This window comes from Stenotrophomonas sp. CASM106 (assembly GCF_049384825.1).
GTDB classification, from domain to species: Bacteria; Pseudomonadota; Gammaproteobacteria; order Xanthomonadales; family Xanthomonadaceae; genus Stenotrophomonas; species Stenotrophomonas muris.
The window spans coordinates 326,374-348,025 of record NZ_JBMRFS010000003.1; the positions used below are offsets into that span (position 1 = coordinate 326,374).

Consider the following 21,652-nt stretch of genomic DNA (forward strand, 5'->3'; position numbering starts at 1 on the left):
GGGTGTTCGATGTTCGCTGTGGTTCCAGATCCGATTCCCGCACGCATGCGCGTGCTCAACCGCGCCGACGTGTGCGACGCCAATTTCCTCGACGCGGTGCGTGGCTGGCGCGGTACCCCGCGCCCGCGCCCGGCGCCGGATGCGCCGATCCTGCCGGGCAGCACGCTTACCGCCGCCGCGTTTGGCGAGCTGTTCGATTCGCAGCTGGCCAGCCGCCAGCTGGACCTGATGGCGCGCGTGCTGCGCGTGCAGAACAAGGTCTTCTACACCATCGGTTCATCCGGCCACGAAGGCAATGCGCTGCTGGCGCGGGCCTGCCGGCATACGGATCCTGCATTCCTGCACTATCGCTCCGGTGCCTTCATGGCCGAGCGCTCACGCCAGGTGCCGGGGATCGACCCGCTGCGCGATGCCGCGCTGTCCTTTGCTGCCAGCGCCGATGACCCGGCCAGCGGGGGGCGGCACAAGGTGTGGGGCAGCAAACCGTTGTGGGTGCTGCCGCAGACCTCGACCATCGCCTCGCATCTTCCGAAAGCGCTGGGCACCGCGCTGGCCCTCGAAAGCGGCAAGCGGCTGGGCCACGAACTGCCCATTCCGGCCGACAGCATCGTACTGTGCTCGTTCGGCGACGCCTCGGCCAACCATGCCACCGCGCAGACCGCGTTCAACACCGCGATGTGGTCGGCCTACCAGAAGCTGCCGGCACCGGTCCTGTTCGTCTGCGAGGACAATGGCCTGGGCATCTCGGTGAAAACGCCTGAAGGCTGGATCGCCGAACGCTTCAGCGGTCAGCCCGGGCTGGACTATTTCTACGCCGATGGCCTCGACCTGGTCACCGGCCATGCGCAGGTGCAGGCGGCGGTGGAGCACTGCCGGCGTACGCGGCGGCCGACCTTCCTGCATCTGCGCACCACGCGCCTGATGGGGCACGCCGGCACCGACTTCGAGGTGGAATGGCGCGCGTTGCCGGAGCTGTGCGCGGCCGAGGCGCAGGATCCGCTGCTGCGCTCGGCACAGATCGCGATGGAATCGGGCTGGATGGATGCGGCCGCCATCGAGGTGGCCTACGAGACGATGCGCGCGCGCTGCATGGCCGCCGCCGCCGATGCCGAAGGACGGCCGAAGCTGCAGTCGCTGCGGGAAGTGATGGAGCCGCTTGCGCCCTATACGCCGGCTGCGGTGCAGGCCGAAGCACGGCGCGAGGTGCCCGCCGGAACGCGTCAAGCCCTGTATGGCGGTGTGGAGGCGTTGCCCGAACGGCAGGCGCCACGCCACCTCGCGATCCAGATCAACCATGCCCTGCAGGAACTGCTGGCGAAGTATCCGCAGAGCCTGCTGTTCGGTGAGGACGTCGCACAGAAGGGCGGTGTCTACACCGTCACCAAGGATCTGCTGCGCCGCTTCGGCCCACGCCGGGTGTTCAACACCCTGCTGGACGAGACCATGATCCTGGGCATGGCTCAGGGCCTGGCCAACCTGGGCATGCTGCCGATTCCGGAGATCCAGTACCTGGCCTATCTGCACAACGCCATCGACCAGGTGCGCGGCGAAGCGTGTTCGCTGCAGTTCTTCTCCAACGACCAGTACCGCAACCCGATGCTGGTGCGGGTGGCCGGGCTGGGGTACCAGAAGGGCTTCGGTGGCCACTTCCACAACGACAACTCGATCACCGCGTTGCGCGACATCCCGGGGCTGGTGGTGGGCTGCCCGTCGCGTGGCGACGATGCGGTGATGATGCTGCGCACGCTGGCCGCACTGGCGCGGGTGGATGGGCGGGTGGCAGTGTTCCTGGAGCCGATCGCGTTGTACATGAGCAAGGACCTGCACGAAGCCGGCGATGGCCAGTGGCTGTTCGACTTCCCCGCACAGGGCCAGTCGCTGGTGCCGGGGGAGGGCCGGGTCTATGCGCCGGAGGCCGGCGATCTGGTGATCTATACCTATGGCAACGGCGTGCCGATGGCATTGCGCGCATCGCGGGCGATCGAGCAGCAGCTGGGCTGGCAGGTGCGGGTGGTCGACCTGCGCTGGCTGGTACCGCTGGACGCCGGTTTCATCGCTGCCCAGGCCGCCAGCGCACGGCGGGTGCTGGTGCTGGATGAAGGCCGCCACAGCGGCGGGGTGGGCGAGGGCGTGGTCACCGCGCTGGTCGAGGCCGGGTTCGGCCATCTGCCGTTGCGCCGGGTCTGTGGTGCCGACACCTACACGCCACTGGCGGGGGCAGCAATGTTCGGGCTTCCAAGCGACAATGCGGTGATTGGCGCCGCCCTCGACCTGGCGCAGGAACCCTGATGCATGTGTGGATTGGCGGGAATGTTGTTGCCGGCGCCGCTGGCGTCGGCCGAGGCGCTGCAGGCGCAGGCCCTGGCCATGGGCCAGGCGCTGCACCACCGCGGGCCCGATGATGGCGGCAGCTGGGTCGATGCCGAGGCGGGCATCGCGCTGGCGCATCGCCGCCTGAGCATCCTCGACCTGTCCCCGCTGGGCCACCAGCCGATGGCCTCGGCCGACGGCCGCTACGTGATGGCCTACAACGGCGAGGTCTACAACTTCGCGGCCCTGCGCGAGGAACTGGAGCCGCTGGGGCATGCCTTCCGCGGCCATTCCGACACCGAAGTACTGCTGGCGGCGATCCTGCAATGGGGCGTGGAAGACACCCTGCAGCGCTGCAACGGCATGTTCGCCATCGCGCTGTGGGACCGCCAGGAGCGTTGCCTGTGGCTGGCCCGCGATCGCGTCGGCAAGAAGCCGCTGTACTACGGCTGGGCCGGCGACACGCTGGTGTTCGGTTCGGAACTGAAGGCGCTCTGGCAGCACCCGGCGTTCGACAACGACATCGACCGCGATGCGCTCACCTTGCTGCTGCGGCTGGATTACATCCCGGCGCCGCACAGCATCCACCAGCGCTGCTACAAGCTGATGCCGGGCCGGGTGTTGCGCCTGGACGCGGCGGCCGTCGCTGCCGGCGCATCCGCGCATCGTCCGGAACAGGCACAGCGGCCGTACTGGGATGCGCGCGCGCGCATGCAGGCGGCGCTGGCCGCACCCTTCCAGGGCCGCATCGAGGACGCCGAGGAACAGCTGGACACGCTGCTGCGCGACGCGGTGGCGCTACGCATGGTGGCCGACGTGCCGGTCGGCGTATTCCTGTCTGGTGGCACCGATTCCTCACTGGTGGCGTCGCTGATGCAGGCCCAGAGCGGGCAGCCGGTGCACAGCTTCAGCATCGGCTTCACCGATTCGGGACATGACGAGGCGCCGCTGGCCCGGGAGCTGGCGGCCCACCTGGGCTGTGACCATACCGAGTTGTACGTCAGCGGCGCCGACGCGCTGGCGGTGGTGCCGCAGTTGCCGGCGATGTTCGATGAGCCTTTTGCCGACGCGTCGCAGGTGCCGACCGCGCTGGTCGCCCGGCTGGCGCGGCAGGGCGTGACCGTGGCGCTGTCTGGTGACGGTGGCGATGAGCTGTTCTTCGGCTATACCCGGTATGTACGCGCGCTGCGCAACTGGCAGATGCTCGGCCGCGTGCCGGGGCCGCTGCGGCGCTGGATGGGCGCGCGTGCGCAGCAGCAGGGCGAAGCCTCGCGCACCGGCGGCCTGGCCGCGCTGCTGGCCGAGACCGGTGCGCGTGGCATCGGCGACGTCTACCGCAACCGCATCTCGCGCTGGCGCGACCCGGCCGCGGCGGTGACCGGCGCGCGGGCCGCCGGCAGCTTCTACGACCTGGCCGATCCGCTGCACGGCGCGGGTACGCCGGCCGACGCGATGATGCTGGCCGATTTCGTGACCTACCTGCCGGACGATCTGTTGTGCAAGGTCGACCGCACCTCGATGGCGGTCAGCCTGGAGGCGCGCGCACCGCTGCTGGACTGGCGGGTGGCCGAGTTCGCCTGGTCGCTGCCGTTGGGCTTCAAGCGCAGCGAGACCACCAGCAAGGTGCTGCTCAAGCGCGTGCTGGGCCGTTACGTGCCGCATTCGATGGTGCACCGTCCCAAGCGCGGTTTCGGCGCGCCGGTCAGTGACTGGCTGAAAGGCGACCTGCGGCCCTGGGCCGAGGACCTGCTGCAGCCGGCGCGGCTGGAGCGTGAGGGCGTGCTGTCGGCGGCGGCGGTGCAGCCGCTGTGGCAGCAGTTCCTGGGAGGGCAGCGCAAGTGGCATACCCATCTGTGGAACGTGCTGATGTTCCAGGCCTGGCAGGCGCATTGGCGGCAGGTGCGCGCAGGCATTGTGGGCGGCTGATCTTCACCGGCCTGCACGGGCCCGGCGACTAGGCTGGGCCTCCCGCACCATGAGGAGTATGTCCCGATGTCCGTCCCCACCATCGCCGTGTTCGTCGGCAGCCTGCGCAAGGACTCGTGCAACCGCAAGCTGGCCCATGCGCTGGAGAAGATCGCCGGTGATCGCGCACGCTTCCAGTACGTGCAGATCGGCGACCTGCCGTTGTATGACCAGGACTTCGACGCGCAGTACCCGGCGCAGGGTACCCGGCTGAAGGACCAGGTGCGCGCCGCCGACGCGGTGCTGTTCGTCACCCCCGAATACAACCGGTCGGTGCCGGGCGTGCTCAAGAACGCCATCGATATCGGCTCGCGTCCCTACGGTGACAGTGCGTTTGCCGGCAAGCCGGCGGCGGTGATCGGCGCCTCCATCGGGCAGATCGGTACCGCCGTGGCCCAGCAGCACCTGCGCAACACCCTGGCCTTCCTGGACATGCATGTGCTTGGGCAGCCCGAGGCGTTCATCCACTTCAAGGAGGGCCTGATCGATGCCGACGGCACGATCCACAACGAGGGCACGCAGAAGTTCCTGCAGGGCTACGTGGACCGCTTCCTGGCGCTGATCGCGGTGCACGTCAAGGGCGATTGACGCCTGCGGGGTCGGAGTTCCCTGCGTCGCAGAGGGATCCGACCCCAACCACGCCCGGGGTCGGATCCTGACGCGCAGCGACGGGCTCCGACCCGTGGCGCCTGATCTGCGATAATGCTCCGCTCGGGTGCCGCAATGGCGCCTGTCGCAGGCAGTGCGACGCCCCCACGCCAGTCTGGCCAGGCGCCGGCGGATATCCCCCGTTTCTCCACGGCTTATCCACAGGCTTGTCCATGGTCGCCGGGGTCGGCGCATGCCTACACTCGTCTGGCCCACTTTTGCAGGAAACACCGCAGCATGTCCGCTCGTCCCGGCTTCCGTTCCAACCGCAGAGAGCGCGGTGATGGCTTCGATCGCGATCGCGACGAGTCGCGCATCGACCAGTTGCGGGTACCGCCGCATTCGGTGGAAGCCGAGCAGGCGGTGCTGGGGGGGCTGATGCTGGCGCCCGAAGCGTATGACCGGGTCAATGACCAGCTGACCGAAGGCGACTTCTACCGTCGCGACCACCAGATGATCTATCGGGCGATCCGCGAGCTCTCCGAGCGCGAGCGTCCGTTCGATGCGGTGACCCTGGGCGAGTGGTTCGAGTCGCAGGGCAAGATGGAATTGGTGGGCGACGGTGCCTATCTGATCGAACTGGCCAGTACCACGCCGTCGGCTGCCAACATCGTGGCCTACGCCGAGATCGTGCGTGACAAGGCAGTGTTGCGCCAGCTGATCCAGGTGGGCACCGACATCGTCAACGACGGTTTCCAGCCCGAAGGCCGCGACAGCAGCGAGCTGCTGGCCTCGGCGGAAAAGAGCGTGTTCGCCATTGCCGAACAGGGCGCACGTGGTCGCACCGATTTCGTGGCCATGCCCGGTGCGCTGAAGGATGCATTCGAGGAGCTGCGCAACCGCTTCGAGAACGGCGGCAACATCACCGGCCTGCCGACCGGGTACACCGATTTCGATGCGATGACCGCCGGCCTGCAGCCGACCGATCTGATCATCCTCGCGGCGCGCCCGGCCATGGGCAAGACCACCTTCGCGCTGAACATCGCCGAGTACGCGGCGATCAAGTCGAAGAAGGGCGTGGCGGTGTTCTCGATGGAAATGTCGGCATCGCAGCTGGCGATGCGCCTGATTTCCTCCAATGGCCGCATCAACGCGCAGCGCCTGCGTACCGGCCAGCTGGAAGACGAGGACTGGAGCCGCGTCACCAGCGCGATCAAGATGCTGAAGGAAACCAAGATCTTCATCGACGATACGCCGGGCGTGTCGCCGGAAGTGCTGCGCTCCAAGTGCCGCCGCCTCAAGCGCGAGCATGACCTCGGCCTGATCGTGATCGACTACCTGCAGCTGATGAGCGTGCCCGGCAACAGCGAAAACCGCGCGACCGAAATCTCGGAGATCTCGCGTTCGTTGAAGGGCCTGGCCAAGGAATTGAATGTGCCGGTGATCGCGCTGTCACAGCTCAACCGCTCGCTGGAAACGCGTACCGACAAGCGCCCGGTGATGGCCGACCTTCGCGAGTCGGGCGCAATCGAGCAGGACGCGGACATGATCGTGTTCATCTACCGCGACGACTACTACAACAAGGAAAACTCGCCGGACAAGGGCCTGGCCGAGATCATCATCGGCAAGCACCGTGGTGGCCCGACCGGCTCGTGCAAGCTGAAGTTCTTCGGCGAGTACACCCGCTTCGACAACCTGGCCCACGATTCGGTCGGCTCGTTCGAATAACGGCCATGCCGGCCGCTGGCCGGCAATCGCCTTCCGGACGGTAAACCATTCGGAACGCAAGGATTCCGCATGTGGCGTGTAAATGACATGTAACGCGCCGCTTCTACGATTCCGCCGCTGCTGCCCTTCGACGCCGCCCTTCGGCGTCCAGCGTGCCCAAGGAATCCACCTCCATGTCGTCCCACGCTTCGCATCGCCGCAATCTGCTGGCCCTGCTGGTCTGTGCTTCGCTGCCGTCGCTCGCTGCCGCTGAACCCGCCCCCGCCCCCGACGCGCCGTCGGCGACCACCCTCGATTCGATCTCGGTGATCGGCCGCGGCGAAGCCCGCCAGGTGCAGCGCGTGACCGCCGAGGACATGAAGATCCTGCCGCCCGGTGCGAACCCCCTGAAGCTGCTGGCCAGCAAGCCGGGCGTTCACTTCGAGTCGGCCGATGCCACCGGCGCGTACGAATGGTCCACCACCATCAGCTTGCGTGGCTTCAACCAGAGCCGCCTGGGCTACACGCTCGATGGCATCCCGCTGGGCAACATGGCCTATGGCAACAGCAACGGCCTGCATATCAGCCGTGCCGTGACCAGCGAGAACCTGGGCGGAGCCGAAGTGTCCACCGGCATCGGCGCGCTGGGTACGCCGTCCACCAGCAACCTCGGCGGCGTGTTCCAGTTCTATTCGATCGATCCGTCCACCGAGTACGGCGTGGTGCTGGCGCAGGGCTTCGGCAGCGACAGCGCGCGGCGCAGCTATGCGCGCCTGGAGACCGGTGAGCACCAGGGCTTTGCGGCCTATCTGTCCGGCGTGTACTCCGAAGGCGACAAGTGGAAGGGCAAGGGCTCGCAGGAGCTGAAACAGTTCAACGGCAAGGCCACCTACAATTTCGGAACGGACAGCAGGATCACCGCGCTGTTCAACGCCTCGCGCCGCGTCGAGGCGGACTACCAGGACCTGTCGCTGGAGATGATCGATCGCCTTGGCTGGGACTGGGACAACTACGCGCCGGACTGGGATCGTGCCGTCGCCGCCGCGCGCGGCAGGTTCACGGGCGGCGTCAACAGCCCCTGGGATGCGTACTACTCCGGCCACGGCCTGCGCAACGATGACCTGTCCAGCATCGCCGGCGATTTCGGCCTGAACGAGTCGATGCGGCTGAAGGTCAACGTCTACAACCACAGCAACCGTGGCCAGGGCCACTGGTTCAGCCCGTCCAATCCGTCCAACCCGGGCACCGGTCGCGAGATTCCGATCTCGATCCGCACCACCGAGTACGCGATCGACCGTACCGGCGTGACCTCGGCGTTCACCTGGAACGTCGGCGGCCACGACCTGGAAGCCGGCCTCTGGTACGAGGACAACGGCCACAGCGTGCAGCGCAACTTCTACTACATCGACGGCCCGGTCACCGACGACTTCTTCCTGCGCAACCCGGACCAGCGCGTGTGGCACCAGCGCTACACCACCATTACCCGCCAGTTCTACGTGCAGGACCGCTTCCGCCTGTTCGATGACCGCCTGACCATCGACATCGGTGCGAAGTCGCCGCACACCCGCACCCGCGTGCGCACGCCACTGGGCAGCTATGCCAACAACAGCAGCCTGACTTCGAAGAAGGGCCTGCTGCCTCAGGCGGGATTCAACTTCAAGCTCAACGAAGGCAACGAGATCTTCGGTTCGTTCGCCAGGAACATCGCCGCCTACGCGTTGGGCGTGGGCAGCCCGTTCAACGTGCCGCAGGCGGCGTTCGATGCCAGCGCGCAGGACCTGAAGCCGGAACAGTCACGCACCCTGGAACTGGGCTGGCGCGGCTACGGGAAGGGCTATGAAGCCTCGGTTGCGGCGTACGACGTCAAGTTCGACAACCGCCTGCTGGCGATCGCCCAGTGCGTGGGCATCCTCGGCTGCCCGGCGCTGTTCTCCAACGTCGGTTCGGTGACCAGCCGCGGCGCCGAGGCGACACTGCAGCTGAAGCCGATGCAGGACCTGGCCTGGTCCAACGCGCTGTCCTGGAATGACAGCACCTACGACAACGACTACGTGAACAATGGCGTGGTGCCGACCCGCGGCAAGAAGACCGTCGACACCCCCGAATGGATGTTCGCCAGCACCCTGGCCTGGACCCCGGGCCCCTGGGACATGCGCCTGTCGGCCAACCACGTCGGCAAGCGCTACGTGACCTATACCAACGACGAGTCGGTGCCGAGCTACTGGCTGGTCAATGCCTCCGTGGCCTATGACTTCGGCGCGCTGGGCCCGGCGCAGAACCTGACCGTGGCGCTGAACCTGACCAACCTGACGGACAAGCGCTACCTGTCCTCGATCAACACCAACGGCACCTACGCCGCCGACCCGACCCGCAGCCTGGCGACCATGCAGGTCGGCGCGCCGCGGCAGGTGATGGCCACCGCCACCGTGCGCTTCTGATGCGCGGGCCTGTGGATCCGGAACGCCGTCGTCGCCTGCTGCGCATGGCGTGGCGGGGCACGGGGGCGGCGATCGCGCTGGCGGCGATGCCGGGGCTGGCCACGGCCGGCCCACGGCCGCGGCTGGGGCGTGATCCGTTCACCCTTGGTGTCGCCGCCGGTGATCCGGATCCACAGGGGGCCGTGTTGTGGACGCGGCTGGCGCCGGACCCGCTCAACGGCGGCGGCATGCCGTCGCGGGCGGTGCCGGTGCGCTGGTTCGTGGCCGAAGACGCCGGCATGCGCCGGCTGGTACAGCGGGGCGTCGCTGCTGCGGTGCCGGAGCTGGCCCATTCGGTGCACGTGGAGGTCAATGGCCTGCGCCCGGGCCGCGACTACTACTACCGCTTCGCCTGCGATGGCGATGAGGAAAGCGCGGTCGGCCACTTCCGCACCGCGTCGCTACCGGACACGCAGCTGCAGCAGCTGCGGCTGGCCCTGTGCACCTGCCAGGCCTGGAACAGTGGCTACTATCCGGTGCTGCGCGATATCGCACAGAGCGATGTCGACCTCGTGCTGCATGCCGGCGACTACCTGTACGAGTACAGCCCGCTGCAGAACGCGCGTGGCAGCAAGCTGGACGCGGCGCGTTTCAGTGGCGAGACGGTGAGCCTGGAGCGCTACCGTGACCAGTACGCGCTGTACAAGCTCGACCCGGATCTGCAGGCGGCCCATGCCGCACACGCCTTCGCGGTGATCTGGGACGATCACGAGGTGCAGAACGACTACTCGGGCATCCATCCGGAGAAGCCCGGCGTGTCGATCGAGGACTTCATCGTTCGCCGCGCGGCGGCCTACCGCGCGTTCTACGAACATCTGCCGATGCGCAGCAAGCCTGCGGGCAATAGCGGCCTGCGCGTGCACCGGCGCCTGCGTTACGGCGATCTGGCACAGCTGACCCTGCTCGACTGCCGCCAGTTCCGCCCGGCCAATCCCTGCGGTGTGGGCGAGTCACCGCGCTGCGAAGCGGCGCTGGATCCACGCATGAGCATGCTCGGCACGGGGCAGGAAGCGTGGTTCACGCAGTCGATGGCCGCCGCGCAGGGCACGCGCTGGAACGTGGTGGTGCAGCAGCTGCTGATGGCGCAGCTGCGGCTGGACGGCGGCACGCCACGCGAGCGCTTCTGGAACGACGCGTGGGATGGCTATCCCGCCGCACGCAGGCGTCTGCTGCAGGCGATGCAGGCGGGCGGGCAGGGCAATGCCATCGTGCTGGGCGGCGACTGGCATTCCACCTTCGTCAACGACCTAAAGCTGGATTTCGACGCGGCCAGCGCGCCGGTCGTGGCCACCGAATTCATCGCCCCGGCGATCAGCAGTGGCGGCGACGACACGCCGTACGGGCCGTACTACGGGCCATCGATTCCGCAGAACCCGCATATCCGCTATTTCGACGGCGACCGCCGCGGCTGGTGGAAGCTGCAGCTGAACCGGCAGACCGTGGACGCCGAGCTCCGCTTCGCCGACAGCGTGCTGCGCCCGGATGCCGCAGTGCGTACCGCGGCGCGATTCCAGGTGGTCCATGGCCGCTCGGGCGCGGTGCAGCTCCTGTAGAGCCGAGCCTACGCTCGGCTGTCGCGCGCAGCGCGGGTTTTCTGTGATCGCAACGAAGAGCAGCCGAGCGTAGGCTCGGCTCTACAACGACGGCCCTGCACCGGATTTCATCGCCCCCAGCCCGGGTTTCGTCGCAAACCGTTTGCCGGCGGCGAGGGCGGGGCGCCAAGGTGTCCGCAGGCGGCAGGGTGCCGCCCCAAGGAGACCGTGATGAAGACCCTGTTCGCGCTCGGTGTGTGGTGCCTGCTGTTCGTGCTGTGCTGGCCGCTGGCGATCCTCGCCCTGATCGCGTGGCCGCTCGTGTGGCTGCTGAGCCTGCCGTTCCGCCTGGTCGGCATCACCTTCTCGGCGTTGTTCGCCTTCCTGCGAGCGCTGTTCATGCTGCCGGCGCGGTTGCTTGGCGGCCGGGCGGTTCCCGCATGAGGAGGGTGCTGCTGGCCGGTCTGGTCCTGTTGCCAGGCCCGGTGCTGGCCGCACCCCCGGCACCCCCGTCGGCGTGGCTGGAGCGCGAGCAGAGCGCTGCGGCTGACGAAGCCAATGCAGCGGCGGTCCCTGCGCCGAAAGCCGAGGCGCGCTGCCGGGTGGTCAAGCAATGGAAGGCCGGCGATACGGTGGTACAGCACAGGGTCTGTGAGGATCCACCGAAGAAGCCGGCTGGAAAGGTGTAGCGGCGAGCCCATGCTCGGCGGCCTTTGCAGGGCAGCCGAGCGTGGGCTCGGCGCTACAGGGAAACGGGCAACAAAAAACCCCGCCGGGGCGGGGTTTTTCGTCTGCAGGTGAGTGCCGACCAACGGTCGGCACCTACCATGATGCCGATCAGTTCGCCTTGTGGATGGCGCGCTTGCTGACCGCCATCGCCGCGTCGTGGACCACTTCCGACAGCGACGGGTGGGCGTGGCAGATGCGGGCCAGGTCATCGGCCGAACCGCTGAACTCCATGGTCAGCACGCCTTCGTGCACCAGCTCGGAGACGTTGGCGCCGACCAGGTGCATGCCGAGGATGCGATCGGTTTCGGCATGGGCCAGGATCTTCACGAAGCCTGCCGGCTCGATCATCGCCACGGCACGGCCGTTGGCGGCGAACGGGAAGCTGCCGGCCTTGTACGGAATGCCTTCGGCCTTCAGCTGCGCTTCGGTCTTGCCGACCCAGGCCAGTTCCGGTTCGGTGTAGATGACCCACGGGATGGTGTCGAAGTTGACGTGGCCCGGCAGGCCGGCGATCAGCTCAGCCACCGCGATGCCTTCCTCGAAGCCCTTGTGCGCCAGCATCGGGCCGCGCACGCAGTCGCCGACTGCCCACACACCGTTGACGCCGGTGTGGCAGTGCGCATCGACTTCGATCTGGCCGCGCTCGTTGATCTTGACGCCGGTGCCTTCGGCCAGCAGGCCCTTGGTGGCGGCGCGACGGCCAACGGCCACCAGCAGCTTGTCCACGGTCAGGGTCTTTTCGCCTTCCGCGTCGGTGTAGGTGACGATGACTTCCTTCTTCTTGCCCTTGCCGGTGATCTCGGTCTTGGAGACCTTGGCATTGAGCTTGATGTCCAGGCCCTGCTTCTTGAATTCCTTGGCAGCCGCCTTGGCCACTTCCGCATCGGCAGCCGCCAGGAACTCCGGCATGGCTTCCAGGATGGTGACTTCAGCGCCCAGGCGCTTCCACACGCTGCCCAGTTCCAGGCCGATCACGCCGGCGCCGATCACGGCCAGGCGGTTCGGCACTTCGGTGAAGTCCAGGCCGCCAACGTTGTCGACGATGGTCTCGCCGTCGAACTTGGCGAACGGCAGTTCGATCGAATCCGAACCGGCCGCGATGATGACGTTGGTGCCCTTCAGCTCGACGATGGAACCGTCATGCTGGGTGACCTTGACCACGTTGCCCGGCTGCAGTTCACCGAAGCCGTAGTAGGCGGCGACCTTGTTGGCCTTGAACAGCATGCCGATGCCGCCGGTGAACTGCTTGACGATCTTGTCCTTGCGGCCAACCATCGCCTCGACGTCGATCTTGGCATCCTTGAAGCTGATGCCGTGGTCGCCAAAGATGTGGCCCATGTTCCAGAACTGGCGCGAGGAATCCAGCAGCGCCTTGGACGGGATGCAGCCCACGCGCAGGCAGGTGCCGCCGAGGGCCGGCTTGCCGTCCTTGCCCAGCGCTGCATCGATGCAGGCGGTCTTCAGGCCCAGCTGGGCCGCGCGGATGGCAGCGTGGTAACCGGCCGGGCCGGCACCGATGACGACGACGTCGAATTGTTCAGCCATTGAATTATTCCTTGATGCATTACCAGAACCCCTCCGCGCAGGCGCGGAGGGGCGGGAGGTGTCTTACAGGCCGAACAGCATGCGGCCCGGGTTTTCCAGCTGGTTCTTGATGTCCACCAGGAACTGCACCGAGTCCTTGCCGTCGATGATGCGGTGGTCGTAGGACAGCGCCAGGTACATCATCGGCGCGATCACGACCTGGCCGTTCTGGGCGATCGGACGCTCCTTGATGGCGTGCATGCCCAGGATGGCGCTCTGCGGCGGGTTGATGATCGGGGTCGACAGCAGCGAACCGAAGGTGCCGCCGTTGGTCACGGTGAAGGTGCCGCCCTGCAGTTCTTCCAGGCCCAGCTTGCCGTCACGGGCCTTCTTGGCGTAGTCGGCGATGGTCTTCTCGATGTCGGCGAACGACATGCGCTCGACGTTGCGCAGCACTGGCGTGACCAGGCCCTTCTCGGTCGAGACGGCGATCGAGATGTCCGAGTAGCCGTGATAGATGATGTCGTCGCCGTCGATCGAGGCGTTGACCAGCGGGAAGCGCTGCAGCGCGTTGGCGGCGGCCTTCACGAAGAAGCTCATGAAGCCCAGCTTGATGCCGTGTGCCTTGACGAACTCGTCCTGCAGTTCCTTGCGCGCCGCCGACACCTTGGACAGGTCGACTTCGTTGAAGGTGGTCAGCATCGCGGTGGAGTTCTTCGACTCCATCAGGCGCTCGGCGATGCGCTTGCGGATGCGGGTCATCGGCACGCGCTCTTCCGGACGTGCGCCACCGGCCTTGCCGGCGCCGCCGTTGCGGGCGAAGTTGACGATGTCTTCCTTGGTGACCGCGCCGCGACGGCCGGTGCCGTCGACATCGGCCGGGTTCACGCCTTCAGTGATGGCGGTGAAGCGGGCGCCCGGCGGCAGCGCATCGGCGGCCGACTTGGCGGCCGGGGCCGGCGCAGCGGCAGCGGCCGGAGCCGGAGCGGCGGCGGCCGGAGCAGCGGCCGGAGCGGCCTCGGCGGTCGGTGCCGGAGCAGCTGCAACGGCGCCTTCCTCGATGATCGCCACGACCTGGCTGGAGGTCACGGTCGAGCCTTCGGCGAACTTGATTTCCTTCAGCACGCCGTCGACCGGCGACGGCACTTCCAGGACGACCTTGTCGGTTTCCAGGTCAAGCAGGTTTTCGTCGCGCTTGACGGCGTCGCCCACCTTCTTGTGCCAGGTGGCGATGGTGCCGTCGGCGACGGATTCGGGCAGTACCGGGGCTTTGACTTCGGTGGCCATTGCGGGAGCTTCCTGGTTTGTCTTCTAAATAGGGGGGAGGATTATTCAGCGAACGTGTCGTTGAACGGGTTGACCAGTGCGTCGGCGATCAGCTGCTGCTGCTCGCGGACGTGGTCAGCCATGTGACCGGCAGCCGGCGAGGCCGAACGTGCGCGACCGGCGTAGTGCAGGTTCTGGCCATCGGCCAGGCAGAACTGCAGGTGGTGGCGGATCTGGTACCACGCGCCCTGGTTCTGCGGTTCTTCCTGCGTCCACACCACGTCGGTGGCCTTGCCGTACTTCTTCAGTTCGGCCGCCAGCAGCGCACGCGGGAACGGATACAGCTGCTCCACGCGGATGATCGCCACGTCGTCCTGGCCACGCTTGATCTGGTCCTCCAGCAGGTCGTAATAGACCTTGCCCGAGCACAGCACCACGCGCTTGACCTTTTTGGCGTCTGCGTTGGCGTCGCCGATCAGGTGCTGGAACTCGCCGTTGGCCAGCTCGTCCAGGGTCGACACGGCCAGCTTGTGGCGCAGCAGCGACTTCGGCGACATCACCACCAGCGGCTTGCGGGTGGTCATGTGCAGCTGGCGACGCAGCATGTGGAAGGCCTGGGCCGGGGTCGACGGCACGACCACCAGCATGTTCTCCAGCGCACACAGCTGCAGGAAGCGCTCCAGGCGCGCCGAGCTGTGTTCCGGGCCTTGCCCTTCATAGCCATGCGGCAGCAGCAGGGTCAGGCCGGAAATGCGGCCCCACTTGGCTTCACCGGCGGCGATGAACTGGTCGATCACCACCTGGGCACCGTTGGCGAAGTCGCCGAACTGGCCTTCCCAGATGCACAGCGTGTTCGGATCGGTGGTGGAGAAGCCGTACTCGTAGGCCATCACCGCTTCTTCGCTCAGCAGCGAATCGATGACGGTGGCCTTCTCCGGCGAATCCACCAGCTGCCGCAGCGGCATGTAGTAGTTGTCGGTCTTCTGGTCGTGCAGGATCGCGTGGCGATGCGTGAACGTACCGCGGCCCACGTCCTGGCCGACCAGGCGCAGTGCATGGCCTTCGTCGAGCAGGGTGGCGTAGGCCAGGTTCTCGGCAAAGCCCCAGTCGCCCGGGATCTCGCCGGCGGCCATCTTGCGGCGGTCGTCGTAGACCTTGGCCACGCGCGAGTGCAGCTGCACTTCATCGGGAATGGTGTTGATCAGCTTGGCCAGCTCGACCAGCTTGTTCTTCTCGACCTTGGTCGAGACCGGGTCGGACAGCTTGCCTTCCAGCAGCTTCGGCCAATCGACGAACAGCGGGCTGCTCGGCGGGGTCTTCTCGACCTTGGCCAGCTCGGTGGTCACTTCACCGGCGTCCAGCTTCTCGCGGTAGGCATCGACCATCGCCTTGCCGGCGCCGGCGGCGATCACGCCCGCCTTTTCCAGCTGCTCGGCGTACATCTCGCGGGTGGTCGGGTGCTTGCGGATCACCTGGTACATCAGCGGCTGGGTGATCGCCGGTTCGTCGGCCTCGTTGTGGCCCCAGCGGCGGTAGCACATCAGGTCGATGACCACGTCCTTGGCGAACGTCTGGCGGAATTCGAAGGCCAGCTGTGCGGCGAACACCACTGCTTCCGGGTCATCGCCGTTCACGTGCAGCACCGGGGCGGCAATCATCTTCGCCACGTCGGTGGCATAGCGCGTGGAACGCGTATCCAGCGGGTTGGAGGTGGTGAAGCCGACCTGGTTGTTGACCACGATGTGCACGGTGCCGCCGACGGCGAAGCCGCGGGCCTGCGACATCTGGAACAGTTCCATGACCACGCCCTGGCCGGAGAAGGCCGCGTCGCCGTGGATCAGGATCGGCATGACCTGCTTGCGTGCGGTGTCCTTGCGGCGCTCCTGGCGCGAACGCACGGAACCGGCCACGACCGGGTCGGCGATTTCCAGGTGCGACGGGTTGAACGCCAGCGCCAGGTGCACCGGGCCGCCATCGGTGGCGACGTCGGCGGAGAAGCCCATGTGGTACTTCACGTCGCCGGCCGAAGCGTGCTCGTCGTGCTCGAACTTGCCTTCGAACTCGTCGAACAGCTTGCGCGGGTTCTTGCCCAGGGTGTTGACCAGCACGTTCAGGCGGCCACGGTGGGCCATGCCGATCACCACGTCCTTGACGCCATCCTTGCCGGCGTTGCGGATGATGGTGTCCATCATCGGGATCAGCGAATCGCCGCCTTCCAGCGAGAACCGCTTCTGGCCGACGTACTTGGTGTGCAGGTAGCGCTCCAGGCCTTCGGCCGCAGTCAGGCGCTCCAGGGTGCGGCGCTGGGTGTCAGCGTCCAGCTGGTAGTTGCCACCGGCGGCTTCCAGCTTCTTGTAGATCCACTGGCGCTGCTCGACCTCGGAGATGTGCATGAACTCCGCACCGATCGAGCCGGTGTAGGTCGCCTTCAGGCGTGCCAGCAGGTCGCGCAGCTTCATGCGCGGCTGGCCGCCGACGCCGCCAGTGCTGAACTCGCTGTTGAGGTCGGCATCGGACAGGCTGTGGAACGGCAGGCCCAGATCCGGGGTGTTGACCGGTGCGGCCAGGCCCAGCGGATCGAGGCGGGCGTCCAGGTGGCCGCGCGAACGGTAGGCGGTGATCAGACGACCGACATTGCGCTCGCGCTCGTCGCCTGCACCGTTACCGGTACCGGCCTTCAGCGCATCCTTGGCCGCGTCCGCAATGTGGGAGATGACGGCCGAGTGCGGAATGTCACCTGCTTCGCGGCCCTTGAAGCCGTCGAAGTAGGTTTTCCATTTGGGATCGACACTATCCGGGGAGACCAGGTACTGCTCGTACAGGTCCTCGACATAGGAGGCGTTGCCGCCGGCGAGTTGCGAAGATTGCGCAAACTGCTTCAGTTGATTGTCCACGATGGAGGGTGTTGATTCGCTTTGTGGGGTATGGCTTCAGAAGGACCCGGCAGGAAGATGAATAGCCCTGCGCGGGCGCGTTCAAACAGCCAAATTGTACCCCCAACCGGACACGAAGGGGCACCACCACAGGTATCCCGCGTCCGCCGGTGCCGGTTCCAGACAGGTTCGGTCGGCTGTGCCGACTCAGATGCCGAGCGCACGCAGTTCGCTGCAGACGCGCGAACGGTCCCAGACACGCTGCAATTGCTGCTCGAACGGCTGCGAACGTGCTGGCAGCGCGATGCCGGCCTCGCCGTCGAGGCGATGGCCGATCAGACGAAAGTAGAAGTCGCCCGCATCGTTGAGCAGGCAGGCCGAGGCCAGCGCGCGGTCGACCGGATCGCTGACCTCGCGGAACTGGATCACGCTGGGCAGGCGCTGGGCCAGCGCCAGCAGCGGCGACCCGGCAGACGCGATCGCGGCGGCGTCGTGCACGATCACCCGCAGCTGCTTGTCGTGGCGGGCGGTGACGAAGCGGCGCAGGGCGGACTGTACCGGGGGCGCGTCGAGCAGCCCCGGGTCCAGTTGGCGGCTGTGCAGCCACAGCTGGCGACGGGCGCGGTGGATGATGGCCGTGGTGATCGCCACCGCCTCGGCGCGGCTGTCGATGGCGCTGGCCACGCCCAGCCGGCGGCGCATCTGCTGGTGTCCGATGCCGGCTTCCTCGAACACCTCGCCCTCGGGCAGGAAGCCCTGGCGTGCATAGAAATCGCGCGCGGGCAGCTGGGCGTGCAGGTGCAGTTCGGCCAGGCCGAGCCGGCGCCCGGCTTCGACCAGGGCCGCCAGCAGGGCCTCGCCGACCCCGTTGCTGCGATGGGTGGCCAGCACGGCCATGCGGCCGATGCGGCCGTCCGGAGCCAGCCTGCCGGTGCCGACCGGCTGGCCGTCACTGTCCAGCGCCAGCACATGGGCACTGACCGGGTCCAGCGCATCGCGTTCCAGCTCGGCGGCGATGCCCTGTTCCTGCACGAACACGCGTTGGCGCACGTCGTGGATGGCAACGTGGGCGTCGGCGTGGCTGACCTGCTGGACCCGGATCATGACGATGGCTCAGGCCCGGCCGGTGCTGTCGTCTTCGTCGTCGTCCTCGAAGTTGACGATGACCTCGATACCGTCGTCGTGCACGGTCACGGAGTGGACATCGTCGGACACCGCGTCGGCGTCGATCGCCTCGACGCGGTCGCGGCCTTCGACGACCTCGCCGAGCACCACGGCATCCTCGCTGTCTTCCTCGTCTTCGGCCTCGTACACCTCATTCGGGTCGATCAGCTGGAACACACCACCGACCAGCAGCTGCTGGACCACGGCACGTCCCTTGTCGGACAGGCCGCGATAGGCGGCGGCGTCGAGCTGCTCGGCGCCGGCCAGGCGCTGCGCGTCCTTTACCGGCAGCGCGAAGTCCTGGCCGCTGACATACAGGCTGGCGCCACGCTTGGCCCGGCGCCAGGCCAGGCGGGCCCACGGGTGGCGCTGCAGCAGCATGCCCGAGGCCAGCGCTTCGACCACTTGCTCCGCGGCCGGCGCGGCCTGGTGGGCCATTACTTCGCCGGCGGCGCGGTAGGTGGTGATGAAGCGGCCGAACCAGTCACCCAGCTTGTCCGGGTCATTCATGCGGATGGCGTTGAGGGCGGTGATCACCCGCGCCATCGCCACCGTGTCGATTTCGTTCGGGTCGGCCGGCACCTTCAGGTCGGCATCCTGGTAGCGGATGTTCTCATCGGCATCGGCGATCAGGGTGTCCAGATAGTCGCTGATCAGCTCGGCAGAAGACGGCGCACGCATGCCGAACGAGAAGGTCAGGCAGGGGTCTTCGGCGACGCCGTGGTGCGGCACGTTCGGCGGCAGGTACAGCATGTCGCCCGGCGCCAGCACCCAGTCGTGGGTGGGCTTGAACACCTTCAGCAGTTTCAGCTCCACGTCCGGGCGGAAGCCCAGCGGCGGCTGCCTGCCCTTGATCGATTCGCTGGCATCGATCTGCCAGCGGCGGTGGCCGTGGGCCTGCAGCAGGAACACGTCGTACTGGTCGACATGGGCGCCGACCGAGCCGCCGGTGGCGGCGAAGCTGATCATCACGTCATCCATGCGCCAGCGCGGCAGGAAGCTGAAGTGTTGGATCAGGGCGCGCACGTCCGGGTCCCACTTGTCCACGTCCTGCACCAGCAGGGTCCAGTCGTGGTCGGGCAGGGCGGGGAACACGTCTTCCTGGAACGGGCCGGTGCGCACGCGCCAGCCGTCCTGGGCCTTGTCGTGCTCGATCAGGCGCGCCAGCACACCTTCCTCGCAGGCCAGCCCGGCCAGGTCTTCCGGCTGTACCGGGGTCTGGAAATCCGGAAAGGCATTGCGGATCAGCAGCGGGCGCTTCTGCCAGAAGTCGCGCAGGAAGGTGGCCGGCGCCATGCCGAGCGGCTGGCCAGGGCGGGCGGTGACTTCGATCAGGGGGGCGGAGGACTTGCGGGCGGCCATGGGGGAATCCTTGCAGCGGAAAGCGGGAGGGGCGGCGCAGCGGGCCGCCTGAGATCTCCATTGTCCGCCGTTCGCCGGGATTGCGCACGTGCGCGGGTTTGTCGCGGGGTGTCCGGCCAACGGCGGAGCCCCTCGTGGCGGGGTGGTTGGTCGCGCAAAGCGCTGGCTTCATGGGCTGGGCGGGGGGGGGGGGGTTCGCGGGACACGCCGTGAACCCGTCCCTGGGGGCTCGATGGCGCCATCCATGGCGCCAACGGTCCCGCGAACCCACCCCGCCTGGCCCCTGACAGTTTCCTGCGCGGCCCGCCACGGAATGGAAAGAAGAAGATCAAAGGCAACAGCGGGTCGCGCGCTGCGCTTGCTCATCCCAAAACAAAAGAGGGACGCGGCGAAGCCGCGTCCCTCTTTCAAATTCCGTCCCGACAACCCAATGCTCTTCGATCCGTCACCGGGAATCTGTCAGAGGTGGGGCGGGTTGGGTTCGCGGGGGTGTCCGCGGCATGGATGCCGCGGCCAAGCCCCCAGGGACGGGTTCACGGCGTCCCCCGCGAACCCAACCCGCCCCGCCAAGCGAGGCAATAACCCAGAGCCGCTCTTGACGTTGATGTTGCCGTTGCCTGCCGCAGGCAGCGCCCGCGGCCGCCGCCGCAAGCAAACCCCTTAAATCTTCTTCGCCAGCGACTCAGCCAGGCCGGTGTAGCTGCCCGGGGTCATCTCCAGCAGGCGCTGCTTCGCATCCGCCGGCAGCTCCAGCCCCTGCACGAACGCACGCATCGACTCGGCGGTGATGCCCTGGCCGCGGGTCAGCGCCTTCAGCTGCTCGTACGGGTTCGGCAGGCCGTGGCGGCGCATCACCGTCTGCACGGCCTCGGCCAGCACTTCCCAGGCTGCGTCCAGATCGGCATCCAGGCGCTGCGGGTTCACTTCCAGCTTGCCCAGGCCCTTGGCCAGCGAATCCAGTGCCACCTGGCTGTGGCCGAACGCGGTGCCCAGCGCACGCAGCACGGTGGAATCGGTCAGGTCACGCTGCCAGCGGCTGATCGGCAGCTTCGCGCTGAAGTGCTCGAACAGCGCGTTGGCGATGCCGAAGTTGCCTTCCGCATTCTCGAAATCGATCGGGTTGACCTTGTGCGGCATCGTCGACGAACCAACTTCGCCTTCCTTCAGGCGCTGCTTGAAGTAGCCCAGCGAAACGTAGCCCCAGATGTCACGGGCCAGGTCGATCAGGATGATGTTGGCGCGGCGTGCGGCATCACCGATCTCGGCGATGTTGTCGTGCGGCTCGATCTGCGTGGTGTACGGGTTGAACACCAGGCCCAGGCCGGTCACGAAGCGCTCGGCGAAGGCTGGCCAGTCCACGTCCGGGTAGCTGGCGATGTGGGCGTTGTAGTTGCCCACCGCGCCGTTGATCTTGCCGGTCAGTTCGACCGCGGCAATCTGCCGGCGCTGGCGCTCCAGGCGCGCGACCACGTTGGCCAGTTCCTTGCCCAGGGTGGTCGGCGAGGCGGTCTGGCCGTGGGTGCGCGACAGCATCGGCTGGCCAGCCTCGGCGTGGGCCAGGGTGCGCAGGGTGCTGGCGATGCCGTCCAGGGTCGGCAACAGCACCTCGCGGCGCGCCTGTTCCAGCATCAGGCCGTAGCTGAGGTTGTTGATGTCTTCGCTGGTGCAGGCGAAATGCACGAATTCCAGCGCCGGGGCCAGCTCGGCGTCGTCCTTCAGCTGTTCCTTGATGAAGTACTCCACCGCCTTGACGTCATGGTTGGTGGTGCGCTCGATCTCCTTCACGCGCGCGGCCTGGGCCGGGCTGAAGCTGGCGGCCAGCGCGCGCAGGCGGGCGATGGCAGCGTCGGAGAACGGGGCCAGTTCGACGATGCCCGGCTCGGCGGCCAGGGCCAGCAGCCATTCCACCTCGACCGTGATGCGGGCCTTGATCAGGCCGTACTCGGAGAAGATCGGGCGCAGGGCGTCGACCTTGCCGGCATAGCGGCCATCGAGCGGGGACAGGGCGAGCAGGGCGGAATCGGACATGTCGGCAGGGCTGGGACGAGCGGCGGGGCCGATATTCTACGACGTGCCGGTCAGGTAGTGCCGGCCGCTGGCCGGCAACCACGCTCGGCCCACGCCGCCATGGCTTGCCGGCCAGCGGCCGGCACTA

Annotated in this window: 14 protein-coding genes; 8 read left to right on the plus strand and 6 right to left on the minus strand. The window is 67.3% G+C overall.

All coding sequences use genetic code 11. The features are described 5' to 3' along the window. Positions 1-9 precede the first annotated feature (9 nt). From VG556_RS08925 to VG556_RS08960, 8 genes are all read left to right on the plus strand, one after another. Positions 10-2,289, plus strand: coding sequence for a thiamine pyrophosphate-dependent enzyme (locus VG556_RS08925; RefSeq protein WP_049408711.1), 2,280 nt, complete (start codon positions 10-12; stop codon positions 2,287-2,289). A 3-nt stretch (positions 2,290-2,292) separates the two neighbouring features. After that, complete coding sequence (gene asnB / locus VG556_RS08930) at positions 2,293-4,236, plus strand: asparagine synthase (glutamine-hydrolyzing) (protein WP_046431608.1); 1,944 nt, start codon at positions 2,293-2,295, stop codon at positions 4,234-4,236. A 66-nt stretch (positions 4,237-4,302) separates the two neighbouring features. After that, positions 4,303-4,863 carry an NADPH-dependent FMN reductase gene (locus VG556_RS08935; protein ID WP_014647710.1) on the plus strand — a complete coding sequence of 187 codons (561 nt, stop codon included), beginning with the start codon at positions 4,303-4,305 and terminating at the stop codon, positions 4,861-4,863. A gap of 297 nt (positions 4,864-5,160) precedes the next feature. Continuing rightward, complete coding sequence (locus tag VG556_RS08940; protein WP_014647708.1) at positions 5,161-6,591, plus strand: replicative DNA helicase; 1,431 nt, start codon at positions 5,161-5,163, stop codon at positions 6,589-6,591. A 173-nt stretch (positions 6,592-6,764) separates the two neighbouring features. Next, a complete protein-coding gene (locus VG556_RS08945; RefSeq protein ID WP_100450320.1) occupies positions 6,765-9,008 on the plus strand; it encodes a TonB-dependent receptor family protein in 2,244 nt (747 codons plus the stop codon). Then, complete coding sequence (locus VG556_RS08950) at positions 9,008-10,600, plus strand: alkaline phosphatase D family protein (protein ID WP_100450319.1); 1,593 nt, start codon at positions 9,008-9,010, stop codon at positions 10,598-10,600. The genes VG556_RS08945 and VG556_RS08950 overlap by 1 nt, the downstream gene beginning before the upstream one ends. A 210-nt stretch (positions 10,601-10,810) precedes the next feature. Continuing rightward, complete coding sequence (locus VG556_RS08955) at positions 10,811-11,023, plus strand: hypothetical protein (RefSeq protein WP_032958903.1); 213 nt, start codon at positions 10,811-10,813, stop codon at positions 11,021-11,023. Continuing rightward, complete coding sequence (locus VG556_RS08960; RefSeq protein WP_032958904.1) at positions 11,020-11,268, plus strand: hypothetical protein; 249 nt, start codon at positions 11,020-11,022, stop codon at positions 11,266-11,268. The genes VG556_RS08955 and VG556_RS08960 overlap by 4 nt, the downstream gene beginning before the upstream one ends. A 148-nt stretch (positions 11,269-11,416) precedes the next feature. Here the strand turns inward: VG556_RS08960 and lpdA are convergent, their stop codons facing one another. The 6 genes from lpdA to purB form a co-directional block, all read right to left on the minus strand. Further along, positions 11,417-12,853 carry a dihydrolipoyl dehydrogenase gene (lpdA, locus tag VG556_RS08965; protein WP_014647703.1) on the minus strand — a complete coding sequence of 479 codons (1,437 nt, stop codon included), beginning with the start codon at positions 12,851-12,853 and terminating at the stop codon, positions 11,417-11,419. A gap of 63 nt (positions 12,854-12,916) precedes the next feature. Further along, positions 12,917-14,119 carry a dihydrolipoyllysine-residue succinyltransferase gene (gene sucB, locus VG556_RS08970; RefSeq protein WP_014647702.1) on the minus strand — a complete coding sequence of 401 codons (1,203 nt, stop codon included), beginning with the start codon at positions 14,117-14,119 and terminating at the stop codon, positions 12,917-12,919. A 41-nt stretch (positions 14,120-14,160) separates the two neighbouring features. Beyond that, positions 14,161-16,992, minus strand: a complete 2,832-nt coding sequence (locus VG556_RS08975; protein WP_014647701.1) for a 2-oxoglutarate dehydrogenase E1 component — start codon at positions 16,990-16,992, stop codon at positions 14,161-14,163. A 186-nt stretch (positions 16,993-17,178) separates the two neighbouring features. Continuing rightward, entirely contained in the window at positions 17,179-18,075 is an 897-nt protein-coding gene (locus tag VG556_RS08980; RefSeq protein ID WP_100450318.1) for a GNAT family N-acetyltransferase, read from the minus strand. 9 nt (positions 18,076-18,084) lie between these two features. Then, the gene (locus VG556_RS08985) at positions 18,085-19,497 is read right to left on the minus strand and encodes a cupin domain-containing protein (RefSeq protein WP_049420425.1); all 1,413 of its coding nucleotides are present in this window, start codon (positions 19,495-19,497) and stop codon (positions 18,085-18,087) included. A gap of 660 nt (positions 19,498-20,157) precedes the next feature. Continuing rightward, entirely contained in the window at positions 20,158-21,525 is a 1,368-nt protein-coding gene (purB, locus tag VG556_RS08990; RefSeq protein ID WP_014647697.1) for an adenylosuccinate lyase, read from the minus strand. Positions 21,526-21,652: the final 127 nt, after the last annotated feature.

Coding starts and splice junctions, on each gene's coding strand:
- VG556_RS08925 (WP_049408711.1), top strand. CDS start 10: ATGTTCGCTGTGGTTCCAGATCCGATTCCCGCACGCATGCGCGTGCTC.
- asnB (WP_046431608.1), top strand. CDS start 2,293: ATGTGTGGATTGGCGGGAATGTTGTTGCCGGCGCCGCTGGCGTCGGCC.
- VG556_RS08935 (WP_014647710.1), top strand. CDS start 4,303: ATGTCCGTCCCCACCATCGCCGTGTTCGTCGGCAGCCTGCGCAAGGAC.
- VG556_RS08940 (WP_014647708.1), top strand. CDS start 5,161: ATGTCCGCTCGTCCCGGCTTCCGTTCCAACCGCAGAGAGCGCGGTGAT.
- VG556_RS08945 (WP_100450320.1), top strand. CDS start 6,765: ATGTCGTCCCACGCTTCGCATCGCCGCAATCTGCTGGCCCTGCTGGTC.
- VG556_RS08950 (WP_100450319.1), top strand. CDS start 9,008: ATGCGCGGGCCTGTGGATCCGGAACGCCGTCGTCGCCTGCTGCGCATG.
- VG556_RS08955 (WP_032958903.1), top strand. CDS start 10,811: ATGAAGACCCTGTTCGCGCTCGGTGTGTGGTGCCTGCTGTTCGTGCTG.
- VG556_RS08960 (WP_032958904.1), top strand. CDS start 11,020: ATGAGGAGGGTGCTGCTGGCCGGTCTGGTCCTGTTGCCAGGCCCGGTG.
- lpdA (WP_014647703.1), bottom strand. CDS start 12,853: ATGGCTGAACAATTCGACGTCGTCGTCATCGGTGCCGGCCCGGCCGGT.
- sucB (WP_014647702.1), bottom strand. CDS start 14,119: ATGGCCACCGAAGTCAAAGCCCCGGTACTGCCCGAATCCGTCGCCGAC.
- VG556_RS08980 (WP_100450318.1), bottom strand. CDS start 18,075: ATGATCCGGGTCCAGCAGGTCAGCCACGCCGACGCCCACGTTGCCATC.
- VG556_RS08985 (WP_049420425.1), bottom strand. CDS start 19,497: ATGGCCGCCCGCAAGTCCTCCGCCCCCCTGATCGAAGTCACCGCCCGC.
- purB (WP_014647697.1), bottom strand. CDS start 21,525: ATGTCCGATTCCGCCCTGCTCGCCCTGTCCCCGCTCGATGGCCGCTAT.